The sequence below is a fragment of the Imperialibacter roseus genome, assembly GCF_032999765.1.
GTDB classification, from domain to species: Bacteria; Bacteroidota; Bacteroidia; order Cytophagales; family Cyclobacteriaceae; genus Imperialibacter; species Imperialibacter roseus.
Map to the genome: position 1 here is coordinate 5,235,916 of NZ_CP136051.1, position 17,381 is coordinate 5,253,296.

Sequence of the window (17,381 nt, forward strand, 5' to 3'; positions counted from 1 at the left end):
TGAATCAATATCAGCCTTAATATTATGGATTAAAATCGTCATCCTCATCATCTTCCTCACCAGGGCCAGGCATGCTGAACATGCTGCTCAGCAAATCTTTGAACGACGTGCCCGTGGCCAGATGATGCTTGGAAAGCTGGCTGAATTCAGCCAGGCCATGAAGGGCAAACTCCATCAAAAAGTATCTCAGCTTTTCGTCTGCTTGCTTATGGTATTCTTTCACCAGCTCCTTTAATCCGGGCACTCCCTCAAGCAACTTGCGATGCGCCTGCTCAGTCGATTCATTTAATATGTCGACCATATTGCCCTCGCCAAACCAATCAGTGATTGCTTTGTAAGGGTTGGGGGCGTTTCTCTTCTTTCTTATTTCTTCCGGATTGGGAAAGTAAAGCAAAAATTGACTCCTGATCGCCTTGCCAACCAGGTTTTGCGCCACAATGCCAGGGCCTTCCTGCTCACCCTCGTAAACCAGCTCCACCTTTCCGGTGATGGAGGGAAGCACGCCGACAAAATCCCCTACCCTCACACTGGTCGATTTTTCTCCGTTGATCAGTGCCCTTCTTTCAGCCGAACTGTACATGTTTTCCATGGCAGAAATGGTCAATCTGGCCGACACGCCACTCTTCGCATCCACATACTCACTGGAGCGTGCTTCAAAGGCTATCTGCTCAATCAGATTTTTGGCAAGCTCTCCGGCACTCACAATAGCCAACTGCTCTTTCAAAACCCTTGCTTCCTGATCAGTTATCTTCCTTCCTATCTCAATAGATTTAGGATAGTGCGTAATAATCTGGCTGTCAATCCTGTCCTTCAGCGGCGTCACTATACTTCCCCGGTTGGTATAGTCTTCGGGGTTGGCCGTGAACACAAACTGAATATCCAAAGGAAGCCTTAGTTTAAAGCCCCGAATCTGGATGTCACCCTCCTGAAGAATGTTAAAGAGCGCCACCTGTATGCGGGCCTGTAAATCCGGCAGCTCATTGATCACAAAAATCCCTCTGTGCGACCTGGGCACAAGGCCATGATGAATCACTCTCTCGTCCGAATAGGGAAGCTTCAGCGAAGCTGCTTTTATCGGATCCACGTCTCCAATCAAGTCGGCAATGGTCACGTCGGGCGTTGCCAGTTTCTCGGTATATCTTTCATCCCGGTGCAGCCAGCTAACGGGCGTTTTATCTCCATGCTCAGCCACCAGGTCTTTGGCAAACCTTGAAATCGGGTTCAACGGATCGTCATTCAAATCTGCTCCCTCAATCACCGGAACGTATTCGTCCAGCAGCTCAATCATTTGGCGTGCCATTCTTGTCTTGGCCTGCCCCCGTAGTCCCAGAAAGTTAATATTGTGCCTCGACAAAATGGCTCTTTCCACATCAGGAATCACCGTTTCTTCATAGCCCCATATCCCCTCAAAAACGCTCTTTTTGGCTTTGAGCCTGGCTATCAGGTTGCGCCTAAGTTCGTCTTTGATGGATTCGGGCTGGTAGCCACATGCTTTGAGCTCGCCGAGTGTATGTATTTTGCGTAGTTGCGCAGAGGAGAGATCCCTATATTTCATTTGTGTAAATTTTGTTTTTCAGCCGCCAAATGGAATAGCCCTGGTAAGTCCCTTTGAGAATAAATATTCCAAGTTATAACGAATTTGTTCACTCCGTTGGGATGGTTCTCTTTATGGCTATTTCATTTGTGCTTACTAATTTTCTGGTTGGTTAAAATCTTTTCTTTTTGTTCCGGCGGTAATCTTCAAATATCAGTTCGCCAAGTCCCTTAAGGCTGCTGTAGTAAGCATTGCCGTTGTTAACCATAGTGAACTCCTTCACAAACTGCTTCAAATATGGATCGGAAGCAATCATGAAGGTGGTGATAGGGATATTGAGTTTGCGGCAGGCAGCTGCCAAATCTAAAGTCTTGTTCAGAATCTTTGGATCAAGCCCGAAGCTGTTCTTATAGTACTTAATCCCTTGCTTGATACAGGTAGGCTTCCCATCTGTAATCATAAATATCTGCTTGTTCTTATTTTTCCTCCTCCGTAGCAGATCCATTGCCAACTCAAGCCCGGCAACAGTGTTGGTGTGGTAAGGCCCTACGCTAAGATACGGCAAGTCTTTTATGTCAATCTGCCAGGCATCGTTGCCAAAAACGAGTATGTCCAGCGTGTCTTTTTTGTACTTGTGCATGATCAGCTCAGAAAGCGCCATTGCCACTTTTTTCGCCGGCGTAATCCTGTCTTCTCCATACAAAATCATCGAATGGCTGATATCGATCATCAACACGGTGCTGGTCTGCGTCTTGTATTCTGTTTCCACTATCTCCAGGTCGTCTTCAGTCAACCTGAAATCCGAAAACCCGTGATTGATTTGTGCATTCTTTATAGAATCGGTCAGTGAAATCTGCTCGAGGGTATCCCCAAATTGAAATTCTCTCCTGTCGGTGCCGGGCTCATCTCCGTGACCTGGCATAGGCGTGGCGTGATTTCCCTTGCCCGATTTCTTCAGCTTTCCGAAAATTTCCTCCAGAGAATTTCTTCGAATGGCTCTCTCCGATTTCGCCGTTATCTTAAACTCACCATCCGGCGTCTTATCAGTAATAAACCCTTTGTTCTTAAGGTCATCTATAAAATCTCCTATGCCGTAGTCCGGATTCGTGATGGAATATTGTTTGTCGAGGTTGGTCAGCCAACTCAAAGCCTCCGAAACATCCCCCGAAGTAATTACCAGGAGCTGATGGAAAATGTTAAGCAGGTTCTCAAATTCAGTCTTCTCTTTGTCTTTGGAGGGTATATAGTCAGTAAAGCGGTAGCCTATCATGTGTTCCTTTTCGTTATAACCATTAACCAACAATTAAAGTTATTGATTCAGTCCTTAACACAAAATAACTTGTTCTGTTTGAATGCTAAGTAATAATTTGTACTAATTAAATATCAAATTGTACTTTCAATATCACATTAATATTTTTCTTCTTGAATGACTTTGAATACTTAAAGTAATACTTTAACTTATTTCTACCATTTGAGCATTATAACTATGAAAGGCAGAAGAAGATTCTTTTTTACACTCGTTAAAGACCTATTCTACAAGTTTTTAGCCGAGTCAGATCAAAAAGGTACTGAGACTAACAAACACCACCACTTTAGTACACATTGACTATTGGTGAATGTTTAACTTCAAAATGAAGGTCGCTTAGTGCGACCTTCATTGACTACTTTTTTGGTAACGTCCCAAATACAAAATCCCAAAATGGGGATGAAACGCCGAACCCCCGGTCATCGTCCTTATAGTGGTGTATGCCGTGGTTGATCCACAGTACCTTCAGAAAGTTTTTAGGCGGTTGATAGGCATGTATGGCATAGTGCATAAAGGCATAGGTCACATACCCAAGTAAAAAGCCCGGAACAAACGCAAATGCGTACTGCTGCATCGGGATCCAGAAGATCACAAATAGCACACTTCCAATGATTAATGCGCCGGTCGGAGGCATTACGACCCTTGATTTATCCTTAGGATATTCGTGATGAACGCCGTGCAAAGTGTATTGAATGGCATTCTTGATCTTGTTGGTCGGTGCCATATGAAACACAAAGCGGTGCAGCATATACTCAGCCAGTGTCCAGCTGAAGTAGCCAGCTACAAACAAGCTGGCAGTTTGACTGATAGAAAACCCTATTTCCATGGCCGACCAGTACAACAAAAAAGCGGCTATTGAGCAGAGTATCCCAAGTGTCACTGAATAGTGGGCCCTTGTCAGTTTTTCAAGAACAGGGTTTTTAAAAAGCTGCGTGGTACCACTGTTGTTCGGTTTTACCTTCGTTCTAACGCTTGCAGGCATTTTTCCTTACTTCTTATTTCCAACAAAAATTTATTTTGCGCTCGAAAATTGGCTCGATTTACAACAAAATTCCTGTCCCCTTAAATTCCACTATACCGCACTTATTTTGAACGATTCCACGATTTTATTGTAAAACGACTCATACATTGGAAGGATATTCGAAATATCGAACTCCTTGGCACGTTTAAGCGCTCCCTCTTTGAAGTTGGGTAAATTCTCGTCCTTCAAAATGTGAAGCGACTTTTTCGTCATGCTTTCAATGTCACCTATGTCACAGGTAAAGCCGGAAACGCCATCAACATTGAGCTCTGTAAGGCCACCTGTATTTGACGACACCACCGGCACTTCGCATGCCATAGCCTCCAGCGCTGCCAAACCGAAGCTCTCCTTTTCAGAAGGCATCAGAAACAAATCCGCCACTGACAGCACTTCCTCCACGTGGTCAAGCTTACCCAGGAACCTGGTGTCTTCAAACGAACATGTCTCACGGCAAAGTGCTTCTGCCTTACTTCTTTCGGGACCATCACCCACCATAAGAAGCTTCGCTGGCATCTCCTTCCTGATACCGATGAAGATTTTTATCACATCCTCGACCCGTTTTACCTTTCTGAAATTGGAAGTGTGCACAACCAGTTTCTCTCCATTAGGGCATATAGCTTTCTTGAAGTGATCCTTCTTTTGCTTTTTGAATCGCTCGAGGTCGATAAAATTTGGAATGACTTCAATATCTTTTGTGATAGCAAAGTGCTCATAGGTTTCATCTCGCAGCGAGCTTGAAACAGCAGTTACACCATCGGACTGATTGATCGAAAACGTGACCACAGGCTCATACGACGGATCCTTACCGACCAGCGTAATATCAGTACCATGCAGCGTCGTAATCACCGGAATTTCTATCCCCTTGACCCGCAGTATCTGTTTAGCCATGTAAGCGGCCGACGCATGAGGAATAGCGTAGTGCACATGCAACAGGTCTAGCTTCTCGAACTGAACCACTTCCACCATTTTGCTAGCCAAAGCCAACTCATAGGGCGGATACTGGAACAAGGGATATGACTGAACGTCTACCTCGTGATAAAAAAGATTCTCATTAAAGAAATCAAGTCGTGTGGGTTGTGAATAGGTAATGAAGTGAATCCTGTGCCCCTCTTTGGCCAGGGCCTTTCCAAGCTCGGTGGCCACCACTCCGCTACCACCAAACGTGGGATAACATACTATTCCGATGTTCATATCTCTTGCTAACTATTCACCGGAAGTAAGCTGCCAACCTAGCGACTGATAGATTACGTCCTGGATTCTTGTACGTATATTCGATTCTACGAGTTTGTTATTGTGAGCGTCCGGATGAACCCTATTGGAAAGGAAGATATAAATCAGTTCCATTTCCGGATCTACCCACACCGCCGTACCAGTAAACCCAGTATGACCATAAGTAGTTTCAGAACTCCAAAAAGAAGTATTATTTCTTGTGAAAGAGAGGTCTTTCATGTCCCAGCCTAACGCCCGTGGAGCATTGTTAGACAGGCGCTGAGTAAACAAATCAACTGTCTTATTGTCAACATATTGTCTGCCTCCGTAATAACCTTTTTGCAGGTGCATTTGAAGCAAAATTGCCAGTGAATTCGCATTTCCAAACAGGCCGGCATGCCCGGCTACTCCACCCATTATCGCTGCGTTTTCATCGTGCACCGTTCCCCACACCATGTTTTTTCTGAAATAGAAGTCGAGCTCAGTTGGTGCGATCGACTGGTAAGGATAACTACACAAAGGCTGGAAACAAAGCCGATCCATGCCAAGAGGCTTGTACACCTCTCTGCTCACAAACTCGTCGAGTGGCATTCCGGCAACTTCCTCCACTAGTTTTTGGATGACCATGAACCCAAGGTCACTGTATTTGTAGGTGTAAACTGAATCTTTTGGCCCTAAGGTCATCAAATCCGTCTGCAAGGTCCATCGCCAAACAGAGTCCTTCATAGCCGGAGTTGAGTACATGCCGGGCAGAATCTCCATAGAAAATTCTTCGCCAGCGGAGGCGTTGAAGAACATAGGGTCAAGTATCTTCTTTCTTTTGCTTTCGTAAGATCGCTGCCAAAAAGGAATGTAGGGCTTGAGCCCAGCCTGGTGAAGCAGCACATCCTCCACAATCAGCCTCTCTTTGTTTGTGTCTAGCGTACTCTTAATGTAGGCTCCAAGGTTGGATTTAATATCGATTTTTCCCTGATCCACCAAAATCATCAACGCCTGTAAAGTGGCACTCACCTTGGTCAACGAAGCAAGGTCATAAAGTGTCTCGTTGGTAACAGGCATCAGGCTGTCGTAGCTCAGGTAGCCAAAGGACTTTTCGTAAAGCACCACGCCACCTTTGGCTACTAAAATCTGACAGCCGGGAGTGGCCTTGTCTGCAATGGCTTTTATCGCAATGCTGTCCACCACATTGAGTCCTTTAATGGTTCTCATCCATGGCTCTCCATACTTTAGCCTGGCAAGCGACGCTGTTGAAGATGCATTGGCAAAAAGCTCTTTCGACCCATTCCATTTACCTGAGTAACCATAGGCCCCAAAAAGAAGCTGTGGTGCCAGCCGCTCCGCCTGTTCGCCGCCCACAGGGTGGTAGCTTATGTGTTCAATGCCTGCAAACAACTCAAGGTTTTCGCTCAACCCCAAAAGCACCAACGTAACCTTCGTCCGCTCTTTTTGCAGCTTGATAAAAAAAACCAGCAGCCTGGCTTGCTCCTCGTGGCTCAGGGCATCGAACCACGCCAGATCGATAGCGGCGATGTAATTGTCGAAATGAGCGATTTGCCAGGCTGGCATTTCTGAGCTCATCAACCCACTGGGAAAGGCAAATTCTGTTACGGACGCATACTTGTGAATATGCTCAAGAAAATCCTTGCTCACATTACCAAAAGAGGATGTTGCAAAGGATTGATTTTCCAGTTTTTTAAACGGAATCAAGGACTCAGCATTTGTCAGAAGCGTAGCAGACTTCAAATTCAGTTGAAAAGCAAATGACCTTTCAGCTGTGTTGCCTGCGGCTGTCACAAAGTTCTCAGGCTGGCTTCGGAGCAGGAGTCGCTGCAATTTCCATTGCGAAATTTTGCCGATCACCGCTTTTTGTTTCTTGTATTTAATCTTGGCATCAACAAGCCTTGCCGACTCGTGAAATGCCTGCCCCGGCGACACGAAAAGAAAATCAGCAACAGGGTTCTTCAAGTCTTGATTCCAGGCCTTTTCTGATGGGTAAGAGGCGAATGTGATTGGATGGTAGCTAAACTCCTTAGCCAGGAATTTAGTCGCCTCGTAGCCGTTTTCGAAAGCCACTGGCTGATTTTGGAGAGAACTAATATTGATCCCCCTAATTTCGGCATCCTTGGACAGGCTGAGCTCTTCGGTTAAAGGAAGTCTTGACTCACCAAACGCACTGGATGAGAAATTACCCACAACATCAATCCCTCCTTCGGTGAGACCTTTCAGATAAGCAACGGCAGACTGTTTTACAGCTTCGGGCTGCTCACCATAGCCTTGCCAAAAAGAAAGTCGAAAGAGGTCTATCATCACAAAATCAACGCCTGCAGCACGTAACAGAGCTGCGTCACGTGAGGCCGCTTTTCTTGTCAAATCGTCGTCAGCCACTGCTGCCAGCACCGACGGTGGTGTGAGGCCAAGGTTGCGATAGGTTTTTTGATCAGCGGCACTGAGATTGAGCCCGATCAACAATTGATGTTCCGTGCCTTCTTCAACCAAGTCGATGTGAGCTGCAATTTCGGAAAGTAAGTGGTGCGGCTGGTATAAAATACCTCCAAGTTCCCTTTGATTCAGAAATTGTAAAATAGAGTCGTTTTGCGATCTTCTATCAACCTCCTCCAGCGTCAACATCCACCTCTGTGTCACTATTTCACCGAAAACTTCCTGTTCGCCCCATGCATGTGCCCTGACTCCAAAGTGCATCAGCACCAGGCAAAGTAGGGTTATTGAGGCCGTGTAAAGTTTTTGGAACATTGATCTTTTGATCTGTGTTAATCCTAAAATATAACCTAACTTTGTTTTAAAACGTAAAGATTTTATTCACCCTTCTGCACACAGTAGCAAAAGCGGTACCAAATTTTGAAGAACGGAAGACCTGCTTTATTATGAGAATTCCTTCAATTATTCGCCTGCCAAGGTATAAGAACTTTGATTATACACCAAGACACTACGATCCTGTCAAGGAAGATATCGAAGAGCGCACCAGAAAAATAAAGAATGATATGAATGAGGATGCCGAAAGTGGCACTACCTCCAGCATTGCCGGAGCATTCAGAAGAAAAACGGGCTCATCGTTCACAGGCACCAATTACTCCACGTCGCTCCTCCAGCTCGTCATTGCTGTGATCCTGCTCGGTGGGTTTGTTGGCTATCTTTTTTACGGCAATCAGGTATTTTACTTCTTAATGCTAGGTGTTCCTGTTTACCTTTACTTTCGCTTCAGAGGTATCTTTTTCAAAAAATAGCAAATGAGTGATATCATACGTCTCCTTCCTGAGTCGCTAGCCAACCAAATAGCAGCGGGAGAAGTCGTACAGCGCCCTGCATCGGCCGTCAAAGAATTACTGGAAAACAGCGTAGATGCTGGTGCCAGTTCCATTCAATTGATTGTGAAGGAGGCTGGCAAGCAGCTGATCCGGGTGATAGACAACGGAGCTGGCATGTCGGAAACTGACGCACGCATGAGTTTTGAGAGACATGCCACCTCCAAGCTAAGAACGCCCGAAGATCTCTTCCGGATTCAGACAAAAGGATTTAGGGGCGAGGCCCTCGCTTCCATTGCTGCCGTGGCTCAGGTAGAGCTCAAAACAAAAAGAAAAGAGTCGGAGCTGGGCTCATTCATATGCATTGAAGGATCGGAGATAAAAAAGCAAGAGCCCTGCGTAACGCCCCAGGGCAGCACGGTGTCAGTAAAAAACCTTTTTTTCAACGTGCCGGCCAGGCGTAATTTCCTCAAGAGCAACCCGGTAGAAATGCGCCATATTATTGATGAATTCCAGCGGGTGGCGCTGGCTCATCCGGGCATCGCATTTTCCCTCCATCAAAATGACCTCCCGGTATATCAGCTCGAGGAAGGAAAGCTATCGGGCCGGATCATCGGGCTCTTCAACAAAAATTACAGGGAACAATTGGTGCCGGTGGACGAAAGCACCGACCAGATCAAAATCCATGGCTACATTGGCAAGCCAGAGTTCAGCAAGAAAACCCGTGGCGAGCAGTTCTTCTTTATCAACAATCGCTACATCAAAAACAATTACCTGAATCACGCTCTTACGAGCGCCTTCGAAGGCCTTTTGTCGGCCGACACCCATCCGTTTTATGTGCTTTTCATTGATATGGATCCTTCCAAAATAGATATCAATGTGCACCCGACGAAGACTGAAGTGAAGTTTGAAGATGAGCGAATGATATATGGTGTGGTAAAATCTGCCATCAGGCAGGCACTTGGCGCACATAACATAGCGCCCTCTCTGGACTTCAATTACGACGTGAACTTTGAGGCGATCACCCGCTCAAAGCTTAATTTTGATGAGATAAGCCAGGCGAAAAGACCTATGCCGGCCAGTTCGTCGTCTTTCAGCTCCCCGTTGAGTAAAAACAACGCAAAGAACTGGGAAAGACTCTACGAAGATGCCAATCTGGAAGCCCAATATTCTTTTGAAGATGTGAAGAAAGAGGGGGCTGCCGGTGCGGAACCTATTGTTAAAACTTTTGCCAGCGACGCAACGCCGGAGGAGCCCACGCAGGAGATTCAAGCGGCCACACTTGAAGCAGAAATCAATCCCCCGTTCCAGCTTCACAAAAAATACATTTGTAAGCAGGTGAAATCAGGCTTGCTGATCATCAATCAGGAGCACGCCCACGAAAGGATACTTTTCGAGAGGTTCACACACCACCTCGAAAAAGGCCAGGCAGCTTCGCAGCAATTTCTTTTTCCACAGCAGCTCAACCTCAACCCCTCCGATTATCAATTAGTGATGGAAATGGAGGAAGAAATGAAAGCACTGGGATTTGTTTTCAGTATATTCGGCCAAAATACCCTCGTAATCAACGGCATGCCTGCCGAACTTTCCGGCTCCAACGAGAAGGAAGTGCTGGAGGGGTTGATAGAACAATTTAAAGTTTATAAATCTGAATTGAGTATAAATCGTAAAGAGAATCTGGCGAGGTCAATGGCCAAACGCACCGGGCTCAAAAATGGAAAGATGCTTAGCAACGAAGAAATGGTCTCATTGATCGATCAGCTTTTTGCCTGCACCCAACCTAACTATACGCCCGGCGGCCAGGCAACCATGTACATATTAGGCCTTGATCGGCTTGCCAGTTTCTTTAATGAATAAACGCCTATGTTCAACCTGACACCCATGGTGAAAAACCTCCTGATAGTAAATCTGGTGGTGTTTTTTTTGGAAAGTATTTTAAAAATGGACTTCGCAGCCACATTTGGGTTGCGGTATATTCTGGCCGACTCGTTTGCGCCCTACCAGTTCATCACCTACATGTTTGTGCATGGTGGCTTTATGCACCTGTTTGGCAACATGTTTGCCCTGATCATATTCGGCAACATGCTTGAGCGCTTTTGGGGGCCGAAGAGATTCCTTTTCTTTTATATGGTCACTGGCATAGGCGCTGGCCTTTTATATGCCACCATTGACTATATCGAAACTTCGGCTGTTTCAAATGATGCGATGGCCTACCTGGCCGACCCTGACCCCGAAGCTTTCAACCTTTTTGTGGTGCAGCATGCCAGCCAGTACTACGAAAGCCTGATTAGCTTTATTGATGCTTATGTAGAAAACCCAAACAACCCGGAGTATATCAGCCAAAGCAGGGTATTTGTGCAAGACCTTGTGGGTAGGATTGAAAACGTGCCCATGGTGGGAGCTTCCGGAGCGGTGTTTGGAATTTTAATGGCTTTTGGAATGCTATTTCCCAATACGCAACTGTTTTTGTTATTCCCCCCCATACCCATCAAAGCAAAATATTTGGTATTTTTCTACGGAGCTTATGAATTGTATTCAGAGCTAAACCGTTCTCAGGGGGACAATGTCGCTCACCTGGCTCACCTGGGTGGTATGCTCATCGCATTTATAGTGATTAAATACTGGCAAAAAAACTCCAGCAAATTCTATTAGAAGACTATGTACGGAAACGGCGGACTTTTCGACGATTTTAAAAACGCCTGGAGCAGGCCTAACAATGGGCTGATCCAGCTCATCATGATCAATGTGATTATTTTTGTAGCGCTGATCATTTTCAAAGTGATATTGGTCTTGTCGGGCAACCCTGATGTCTATCAGATGATCCTTCGCCAGTTCATGTTACCTGCGTCCATCGATAGCTTCATCGTCAAACCGTGGACCCTGCTCACATATTTCTTTACCCACGAAGGCTTCTTCCACATTATCTTCAATATGCTTTTCCTTTTTTGGTTCGGGAAGATCATTGTAGAGTATCTCGGCGACCAGCGGGCCATTTCCATGTATGTGATTGGAGGCATCGTTGGAGGGCTCTTCTACATACTCATTTATAACCTTATCCCTTACTTTCACGAAAGAGTGGCTGGATCGGTCATGCTGGGAGCTTCCGCAGGTGTGTACGCCATTGTGGTAGGAGCCGCCACGTTTATGCCCAACTACACCTTTTTCCTGCTCTTTCTCGGGCCAGTCAAAATCAAATACATTGCCATCTTTTACATACTGCTGTCTTTTTCACAAACCATTGGTGCCAACGCTGGCGGTGAGCTGGCTCACCTCGGGGGTGCTTTGATGGGTTTCATCTTTATTCGACAGCTCCAGCGAGGCAACGATATTGGAACGCCGGTGGTAAGTGTGATGGAATGGTTCAAAGGTTTATTCAAGCCCTCCCCAAAAATCAGGGTCACACACAAGAGCACGAAATTCACCGGCACGAAGAAAGCCTCAGCGTCCAACACTAAATCTGATCAGGATGAAATTGATGCTATCCTCGACAAGATTTCGCACTCCGGCTATGAGAGCCTGAGCAAAGAAGAAAAGCAGAAGCTTTTCAATGCTAGTAAGAAATAGAAAGGATAGTGGATATCAAGATCAGGCTGCGGGCTTGTCTTTGATGGCTAGCTGCCCGCAGGCGGCGTCGATGTCTTTGCCCCGGCTGCGCCGCACATTGACCACCACCCCCCTGTCTTCCAGGTAGGCCGAGAACTTATCAAGCGCTTCGGGGTCGGCATTTTTATAAGTTGCTTCTGCAATCGGATTGTACTCTATAATGTTCACCTTGCTGGGCACAGCCTTTGTAAACTGGAAAAGCTCTTCAGCATCCTTTAATGTGTCGTTGAAACTATAGAACATGATATACTCAAAAGTAATCTTGTTCTTCGTTTTCTGATAGAAATACTGCAAGGCCTCTTTCAATGCCTCCAATGTATTGGACTCATTGATGGGCATGATCTGGTTGCGCTTTTCATCATTGGCGGCGTGGAGCGACAACGCCAGATTAAACTTCACCTCGTCATCGCCCAGCTTTTTGATCATTTTGGCAATGCCAGCCGTAGAAACCGTGATTCGTTTTGGCGACATGCCTAGCCCGTCAGGAGACGTAATATACTCTACCGACTTGAGCACATTGGCATAGTTGAGCAGCGGTTCGCCCATGCCCATGTACACTATATTAGTAAGAGGCACATTGTTGGCTTCCCTTGCCTGCCTGTCAATCATCACCACCTGATCGTAAATTTCTGCGGGATCCAAATTCCTTTTGCGCTCCATATAACCGGTGGCGCAAAACTTACAAGTCAATGAGCAACCCACCTGTGAAGACACGCAAGCGGTCATGCGGTCATCGGCCGGGATAAGCACACCCTCAATCATGTGGCCATCGTGTAGCCGGAAGCCAGATTTAATTGTTCCGTCGGCCGACACCTGCTTGGTAGCAGTGGTTACCGGCAAAATACTGAAATGCTCCTTCAGCATATCCCTTGTCTTCAACGACAGGTTGGTCATTTCATCAAAGGACGTAGCAGACTTTTTCCACAGCCATTCGCTCACCTGCTTGGCTCTGAAAGCAGGTTCTCCCCATGTTTTAAAAACATCGACGAGCTCTGATGAAGAAATTTTTCGAATATCTTGCACTATGTGTGGGTATTAAAGCTGTAAAGTTAGCGACTATTAGTTGTTAAGTGATGCCAGCGGCAAAGGAATTTGGGTTTTGTCAGGCCAGTGAGATCGAACCGGAATTGAATTGACGATAAACACCCAATGACTCAGCTAACCTTCTCGGCCCTTACGAAGTTCCTTCCGGCTGTTTACCTGCTACCAATAAGTACTATCGGAATTGGTGGCGGCACGAATGGTTGTGTCCATTAAAATTCCTAAAAGGAAGACGAAAATTAACCAGGAGACCTTTCAGACTTAAACGAGTTGGCCCGGGCACAAAAGTTTCACTATTATTACCTTTCAATAAGTTTACTACATACTAACTGTTCAAAACTAGTTGGAAGCAATCATAGTTGACGACGAGGCCCCACTGCGAGAGGCACTAAAAGCTCTCTTAAAGGTTTCACACCCTGATATCCAAATCGCAGGTGAGGCAGACTCAGTTAGTACTGGATTTCAGGTGATCAGCAGTAAAAAACCTGACCTCGTTTTTTTGGACGTCGAGATTAATGAAGGCACAGCGTTTGACTTACTTTCAAAGTTTGAGACGATCGACTTCAAAATCATTTTTGTGACGGCGCACAATGAGTATGCCATCCGGGCTTTCAAATTCAGCGCTGTAGATTACCTGCTAAAACCAGTTGATCCAGGTGAACTCAATTTTGCAGTATCTAAAGCCAGAGAATCTTTAAAAGCCCATTTTGATAAGCTTTCTCTTAAGTTACTTCTGGAGAGTTCCAGAGATGAGCGGCTACCCAAAAGGGTACTGCTAAAGGATCATGATAGCATTCACCTGATCGAAACGGATGAGATTGTGCGGTGTGAGGCTGAAGGGAACTATACAAAGTTCTATTTAGCCAATGGCAAGTTCTTGCTTATTTCAAAGACGCTGAAAGATTTTGATAGCCTTTTCTCTTCAAATCAATTTTTTCGTGCGCACCAGTCTCACCTCGTCAATCTTAAGTTTTTTCTTCGCCTCGACAAAGCCGATGGAGGTTCGATCGTTCTGAAGGACGGAACGACCCTTCCTGTGGCTACAAGAAAAAAGGAGCATTTGATGGAAAAATTAGCGGCGTACACAAAATAGCGAATACTAATTGACAAAGTACTTTTGCTAAAACTTGACTAACAAATAAAAATTTCCCTATTTCATGTCCCGTGTTTTTTGAACTTTTGGATTAGATAATGATAAAATACCTAGAAATGGGTATTTCCATCGAAATCGATTGTGGTTACTTTTAGACTTTTGTGAGTTATAACGAACTGCGTAATTAAACCATTCTTAACTATATAATATATGAGAAGTTTTGTTTCACGCTTAAGGCGTTTGCGAAGCACCCATTTAATATTTCTATTATGTGGGTTGTGGGTCCATGATGCGTCCGCACAGGATGATGGACTTAGTGCCTTTAGCCCTTTACGGTATGGGGCAAAGGTTGGTGCGAACCTAAACCAGTTCAGCCAGACAGGTATGGTAATTGATGTAAATGGTGGCGCTGTAGTCAGCTACCAGGTTTCTGACTTAATCGGTATTCGAGGTGAACTGCTTTACATGGGTATCGGCGGTGGTCTGTCTGACAGGGTTATTGATTTATCTGCATTCGAAGGGAACATCCTAAGTGTTACCTACGAGAACCGATCCAGATCGATCAAAAATGTTGAATTGCCAGTAATGGCAGCCATTAGTATCCCGACAAATGGCAGTTCCGTATCTCCCAAATTTCTTATTGGAGCGAGTTATGGTTACTCTATTGCTTCTTTTGAAAGCAGGGATTTGAACTTCACTATGGCTGATGGTTCATTGGCACCCCCAGTTTCTAACACTGTTGAGAACGTTAGCAGTAGCACCCAAAGCCACCAGTTTGCGATGCATGGCGGATTTGCGCTTGAGTATGGGCTTGGAAATGGCAGCTCGTTCTATCAGGAGATTCGCTACCGTTATGGACTCGACAACATCAACATCGACCGGGGTCGCCCTGGATTGGGTGGTGAACTTATCCCGTCAACTATCAGCCTCAATTTTGGCTATTTCTTTTAATGATTTAAAAAAACAAACCTTCATAAAATCATGAAAACAATTAAACTCAATTTTTTGCTCGTAATAATGGCGCTGGGTGTATTCACCTTCACGTCGTGCGAAGACGAATTCACAGAGGAAGACTTCTTCGACAAACAAGCCGAATTGGCCGCAACTAAACACGGTTACGATCTGGAAAAGCTCATTCTTCAGTACGAGCTTAGTCGTGCAAATGACTCTCTGATGAGGGTATTTCAAACTCAACTTACTGATGCAATAAATGACGAAAACGCTGAAGCATTGCGTCAAGCTGGACTATTGTCTTCTTACACCCTAACTGTAGAGAACCAAGGTGGCACACCTATTGAAGGTGCAACTATCTCTCTGGCGGGTAGTAATGCTGCTGCCGGCCGTGTCGACGCAGTAACTGATGCTACTGGCCAGGCCATTTTCACAGATGTTGTAATAGGCGACAACCCTGTTCAGATTTCTGCTCCCGGCTTCGTTGGGGTATCTTATATTCTGCAACTTGGATCCATAAACAATGGAACAGACTATCTTTTGATAAATAGCAAAGTGTACCCATTGGGAAGAAGCGAGACTTCTCGCATAACTCTGTTGTCGGCTGATGGCGCTAGCGGCACTTTTGCCACCATCAATGGTACAGCAACAATAGAGACTGACGTAACTAACGAAACTTCCGAAGTTCCACAAGACGTAACAATCATTGCCTACCTTAACGGCACTGCGTTTTCTGGTGGCGGAGTAGGCGGTTTTTACAATGGCTCTGCTAGCCTGGGTGACTTTAGGTTCATAGGCGAAGGTGTCGGCTCAGCCGTAGTTGACAATGCTACTGGTGCGTGGTCCATGCTTTTACCTGCCACGGAGTCTGGTATTTCCTACACATTACAGGCCCCAACCCTTACTGCCAATCAGGCAATAGTTATTGACACCAGAAATGGCAAGTCAATCACCCCTGAATTGGCGTCTGTTCCTACAAGATTTGGCGCAAATGTTAACGAGTCGCCTGCAGTAGCTATTTCAGGAGCCAGAGCGGTTTTCCCAGCTCCAACGGGTGCTGGAAATGGTGCGAACCTTACTTTTGCTCCATTTGCAAGAGACATCAACTTCACACTTGATATTGACGGCAATACTGGCACAGATAACGTAAACAATATTGAATTTGATATCAGAAGCGAGGGTGGAACTTTCCAAACATCTCCAACTGCTGCAATAACAACTGCAACGGCGCCCACTACAGCGGCAGTTCTCACAACATCACTGCTTGGAGATCTTGACCTGACCGTGAGTGGTGGAGTAGGTTACACAATCGGTGAAGACTATGACATCACAATCAATGTGCTTGCAGGTGCCACAGTGCTTGGTACGGTAACCGTTACCGAAACGGCTGTGGACGATGGAGCTGGAAATGGTGTATTGCCTGCGATTACTGAAGCTGGTAATTTCCTACTTGATGATGATGATGATGACGTGAATTTCTTCGGTATCACTGGCTACTCCGTAACTGTTACAGAAGTTGCGCCAGCTGTAGCACCAACTACCGCAGCCACAATTACTGTTACATGCGATTGCGTGGTTGATCAAGTGCAAACATCTACTACAGGTGTAGGATATACAACTGCAATTAGTGGCATCACCTTTTCAGGCGGCGGCGGAACTGCCTTCCCTATTGTTGCGGTGCTAGGAACTGGCTTCCAGTACTCAGTGGCTATTGACAACACTGGTATTACCGTGCCATACACAATTTTCCCTGAATTCGGATGGTACCTATCAAGTATTTCCGATCCTCTTGACGACTTCGATTCTGATGTTTCTTTTACAGAAGCAGGCAGCGGCCTCACTGGGGAGGACTTCAATGATCTGGTGGGTATCGACGGTTCTGGAAACATCGTGTTAACAAGAACAGTGACCAATCTTAGAACGGATATTTCATACCGTGCCCCAGTAGTAGAAGTTGTTGAGCCAACGGCAATGATAGCTTTTGCTGATGTGGAAATTGACGACAACGGCCATGTAATAGACCTGTTTAACGTTGATGAAGGTAGTGGTTACAACGTAATATTTGGTGTAACTATCACGCCTACCCTTGCTACATCTCCAGGAACTGGCGCAGCGGTTCTTCTTTCCAACTTCTCCATTTTGAGCACAGGCGAGGTGGAGTGGAATGGCGACTACACAATTACTGACGAGGGATCAGGATACCTTCAGGAGTTAAACCCTGGTTTTAACGATGGTGTGATCAATTTCTCCACAACAACCACTATTAACGCTGTTTCTGGAAGTGTTTTTGATGTCAAACTGATATATGGAACTGGTGAACGTCTTGAAGACGTGAATCAGTGACTGATTGATGACGACGACCT

General features: G+C 45.6%; 13 protein-coding genes. 7 read left to right on the plus strand and 6 right to left on the minus strand.

What is annotated here, in order from left to right; genetic code table 11:
* Positions 1 to 22 precede the first annotated feature (22 nt).
* From RT717_RS22095 to RT717_RS22115, 5 genes are all read right to left on the minus strand, one after another.
* On the minus strand, positions 23 to 1,555 hold the full coding sequence (locus tag RT717_RS22095) for a sigma 54-interacting transcriptional regulator (protein ID WP_317488525.1): 1,533 nt from the start codon (positions 1,553 to 1,555) through the stop codon (positions 23 to 25).
* 151 nt (positions 1,556 to 1,706) lie between these two features.
* Entirely contained in the window at positions 1,707 to 2,804 is a 1,098-nt protein-coding gene (locus RT717_RS22100) for a vWA domain-containing protein (RefSeq protein WP_317488526.1), read from the minus strand.
* Between the two features lie 391 nt (positions 2,805 to 3,195).
* Positions 3,196 to 3,822: a sterol desaturase family protein gene (locus RT717_RS22105; protein ID WP_317488527.1), complete on the minus strand. Its 627-nt coding sequence runs from the start codon at positions 3,820 to 3,822 to the stop codon at positions 3,196 to 3,198.
* A gap of 90 nt (positions 3,823 to 3,912) precedes the next feature.
* Positions 3,913 to 5,052 carry an N-acetyl-alpha-D-glucosaminyl L-malate synthase BshA gene (gene bshA, locus RT717_RS22110; protein ID WP_317488528.1) on the minus strand — a complete coding sequence of 380 codons (1,140 nt, stop codon included), beginning with the start codon at positions 5,050 to 5,052 and terminating at the stop codon, positions 3,913 to 3,915.
* A 12-nt stretch (positions 5,053 to 5,064) separates the two neighbouring features.
* Entirely contained in the window at positions 5,065 to 7,821 is a 2,757-nt protein-coding gene (locus RT717_RS22115) for a serine hydrolase domain-containing protein (RefSeq protein WP_317488529.1), read from the minus strand.
* Positions 7,822 to 7,952: 131 nt separating this feature from the next.
* Here RT717_RS22115 and RT717_RS22120 point away from each other — a divergent pair, with 131 nt between their 5' ends.
* Genes RT717_RS22120 through RT717_RS22135 form a run of 4 tightly spaced genes read left to right on the plus strand, consistent with a single transcriptional unit; the run spans position 7,953 to position 11,894 of the window.
* Positions 7,953 to 8,312, plus strand: coding sequence for a hypothetical protein (locus RT717_RS22120; RefSeq protein ID WP_317488530.1), 360 nt, complete (start codon positions 7,953 to 7,955; stop codon positions 8,310 to 8,312).
* A gap of 3 nt (positions 8,313 to 8,315) precedes the next feature.
* Entirely contained in the window at positions 8,316 to 10,187 is a 1,872-nt protein-coding gene (mutL, locus tag RT717_RS22125; RefSeq protein ID WP_317488531.1) for a DNA mismatch repair endonuclease MutL, read from the plus strand.
* A gap of 6 nt (positions 10,188 to 10,193) precedes the next feature.
* Complete coding sequence (locus RT717_RS22130; RefSeq protein WP_317488532.1) at positions 10,194 to 10,982, plus strand: rhomboid family intramembrane serine protease; 789 nt, start codon at positions 10,194 to 10,196, stop codon at positions 10,980 to 10,982.
* A gap of 6 nt (positions 10,983 to 10,988) precedes the next feature.
* Positions 10,989 to 11,894 carry a rhomboid family intramembrane serine protease gene (locus RT717_RS22135; protein ID WP_317488533.1) on the plus strand — a complete coding sequence of 302 codons (906 nt, stop codon included), beginning with the start codon at positions 10,989 to 10,991 and terminating at the stop codon, positions 11,892 to 11,894.
* Between the two features lie 21 nt (positions 11,895 to 11,915).
* Here RT717_RS22135 and rlmN read toward each other — a convergent pair whose 3' ends face one another.
* Positions 11,916 to 12,959 (minus strand): 23S rRNA (adenine(2503)-C(2))-methyltransferase RlmN, encoded by a 1,044-nt coding sequence (gene rlmN, locus RT717_RS22140; RefSeq protein WP_317492375.1) that lies wholly within the window; start codon positions 12,957 to 12,959, stop codon positions 11,916 to 11,918.
* A gap of 358 nt (positions 12,960 to 13,317) precedes the next feature.
* On the opposite strand from rlmN, the gene RT717_RS22145 reads away from it, so the two are divergent.
* From RT717_RS22145 to RT717_RS22155, 3 genes are all read left to right on the plus strand, one after another.
* Positions 13,318 to 14,067, plus strand: coding sequence for a LytR/AlgR family response regulator transcription factor (locus tag RT717_RS22145; protein ID WP_317488534.1), 750 nt, complete (start codon positions 13,318 to 13,320; stop codon positions 14,065 to 14,067).
* A 210-nt stretch (positions 14,068 to 14,277) separates the two neighbouring features.
* Positions 14,278 to 15,018, plus strand: a complete 741-nt coding sequence (locus RT717_RS22150; protein ID WP_317488535.1) for an outer membrane beta-barrel protein — start codon at positions 14,278 to 14,280, stop codon at positions 15,016 to 15,018.
* A 30-nt stretch (positions 15,019 to 15,048) separates the two neighbouring features.
* Positions 15,049 to 17,361 (plus strand): carboxypeptidase-like regulatory domain-containing protein, encoded by a 2,313-nt coding sequence (locus RT717_RS22155; protein WP_317488536.1) that lies wholly within the window; start codon positions 15,049 to 15,051, stop codon positions 17,359 to 17,361.
* The last annotated feature ends 20 nt before the right edge of the window (positions 17,362 to 17,381 follow it).

Coding starts and splice junctions, on each gene's coding strand:
- RT717_RS22095 (WP_317488525.1), bottom strand. CDS start 1,555: ATGAAATATAGGGATCTCTCCTCTGCGCAACTACGCAAAATACATACA.
- RT717_RS22100 (WP_317488526.1), bottom strand. CDS start 2,804: ATGATAGGCTACCGCTTTACTGACTATATACCCTCCAAAGACAAAGAG.
- RT717_RS22105 (WP_317488527.1), bottom strand. CDS start 3,822: ATGCCTGCAAGCGTTAGAACGAAGGTAAAACCGAACAACAGTGGTACC.
- bshA (WP_317488528.1), bottom strand. CDS start 5,052: ATGAACATCGGAATAGTATGTTATCCCACGTTTGGTGGTAGCGGAGTG.
- RT717_RS22115 (WP_317488529.1), bottom strand. CDS start 7,821: ATGTTCCAAAAACTTTACACGGCCTCAATAACCCTACTTTGCCTGGTG.
- RT717_RS22120 (WP_317488530.1), top strand. CDS start 7,953: ATGAGAATTCCTTCAATTATTCGCCTGCCAAGGTATAAGAACTTTGAT.
- mutL (WP_317488531.1), top strand. CDS start 8,316: ATGAGTGATATCATACGTCTCCTTCCTGAGTCGCTAGCCAACCAAATA.
- RT717_RS22130 (WP_317488532.1), top strand. CDS start 10,194: ATGTTCAACCTGACACCCATGGTGAAAAACCTCCTGATAGTAAATCTG.
- RT717_RS22135 (WP_317488533.1), top strand. CDS start 10,989: ATGTACGGAAACGGCGGACTTTTCGACGATTTTAAAAACGCCTGGAGC.
- RT717_RS22150 (WP_317488535.1), top strand. CDS start 14,278: ATGAGAAGTTTTGTTTCACGCTTAAGGCGTTTGCGAAGCACCCATTTA.
- RT717_RS22155 (WP_317488536.1), top strand. CDS start 15,049: ATGAAAACAATTAAACTCAATTTTTTGCTCGTAATAATGGCGCTGGGT.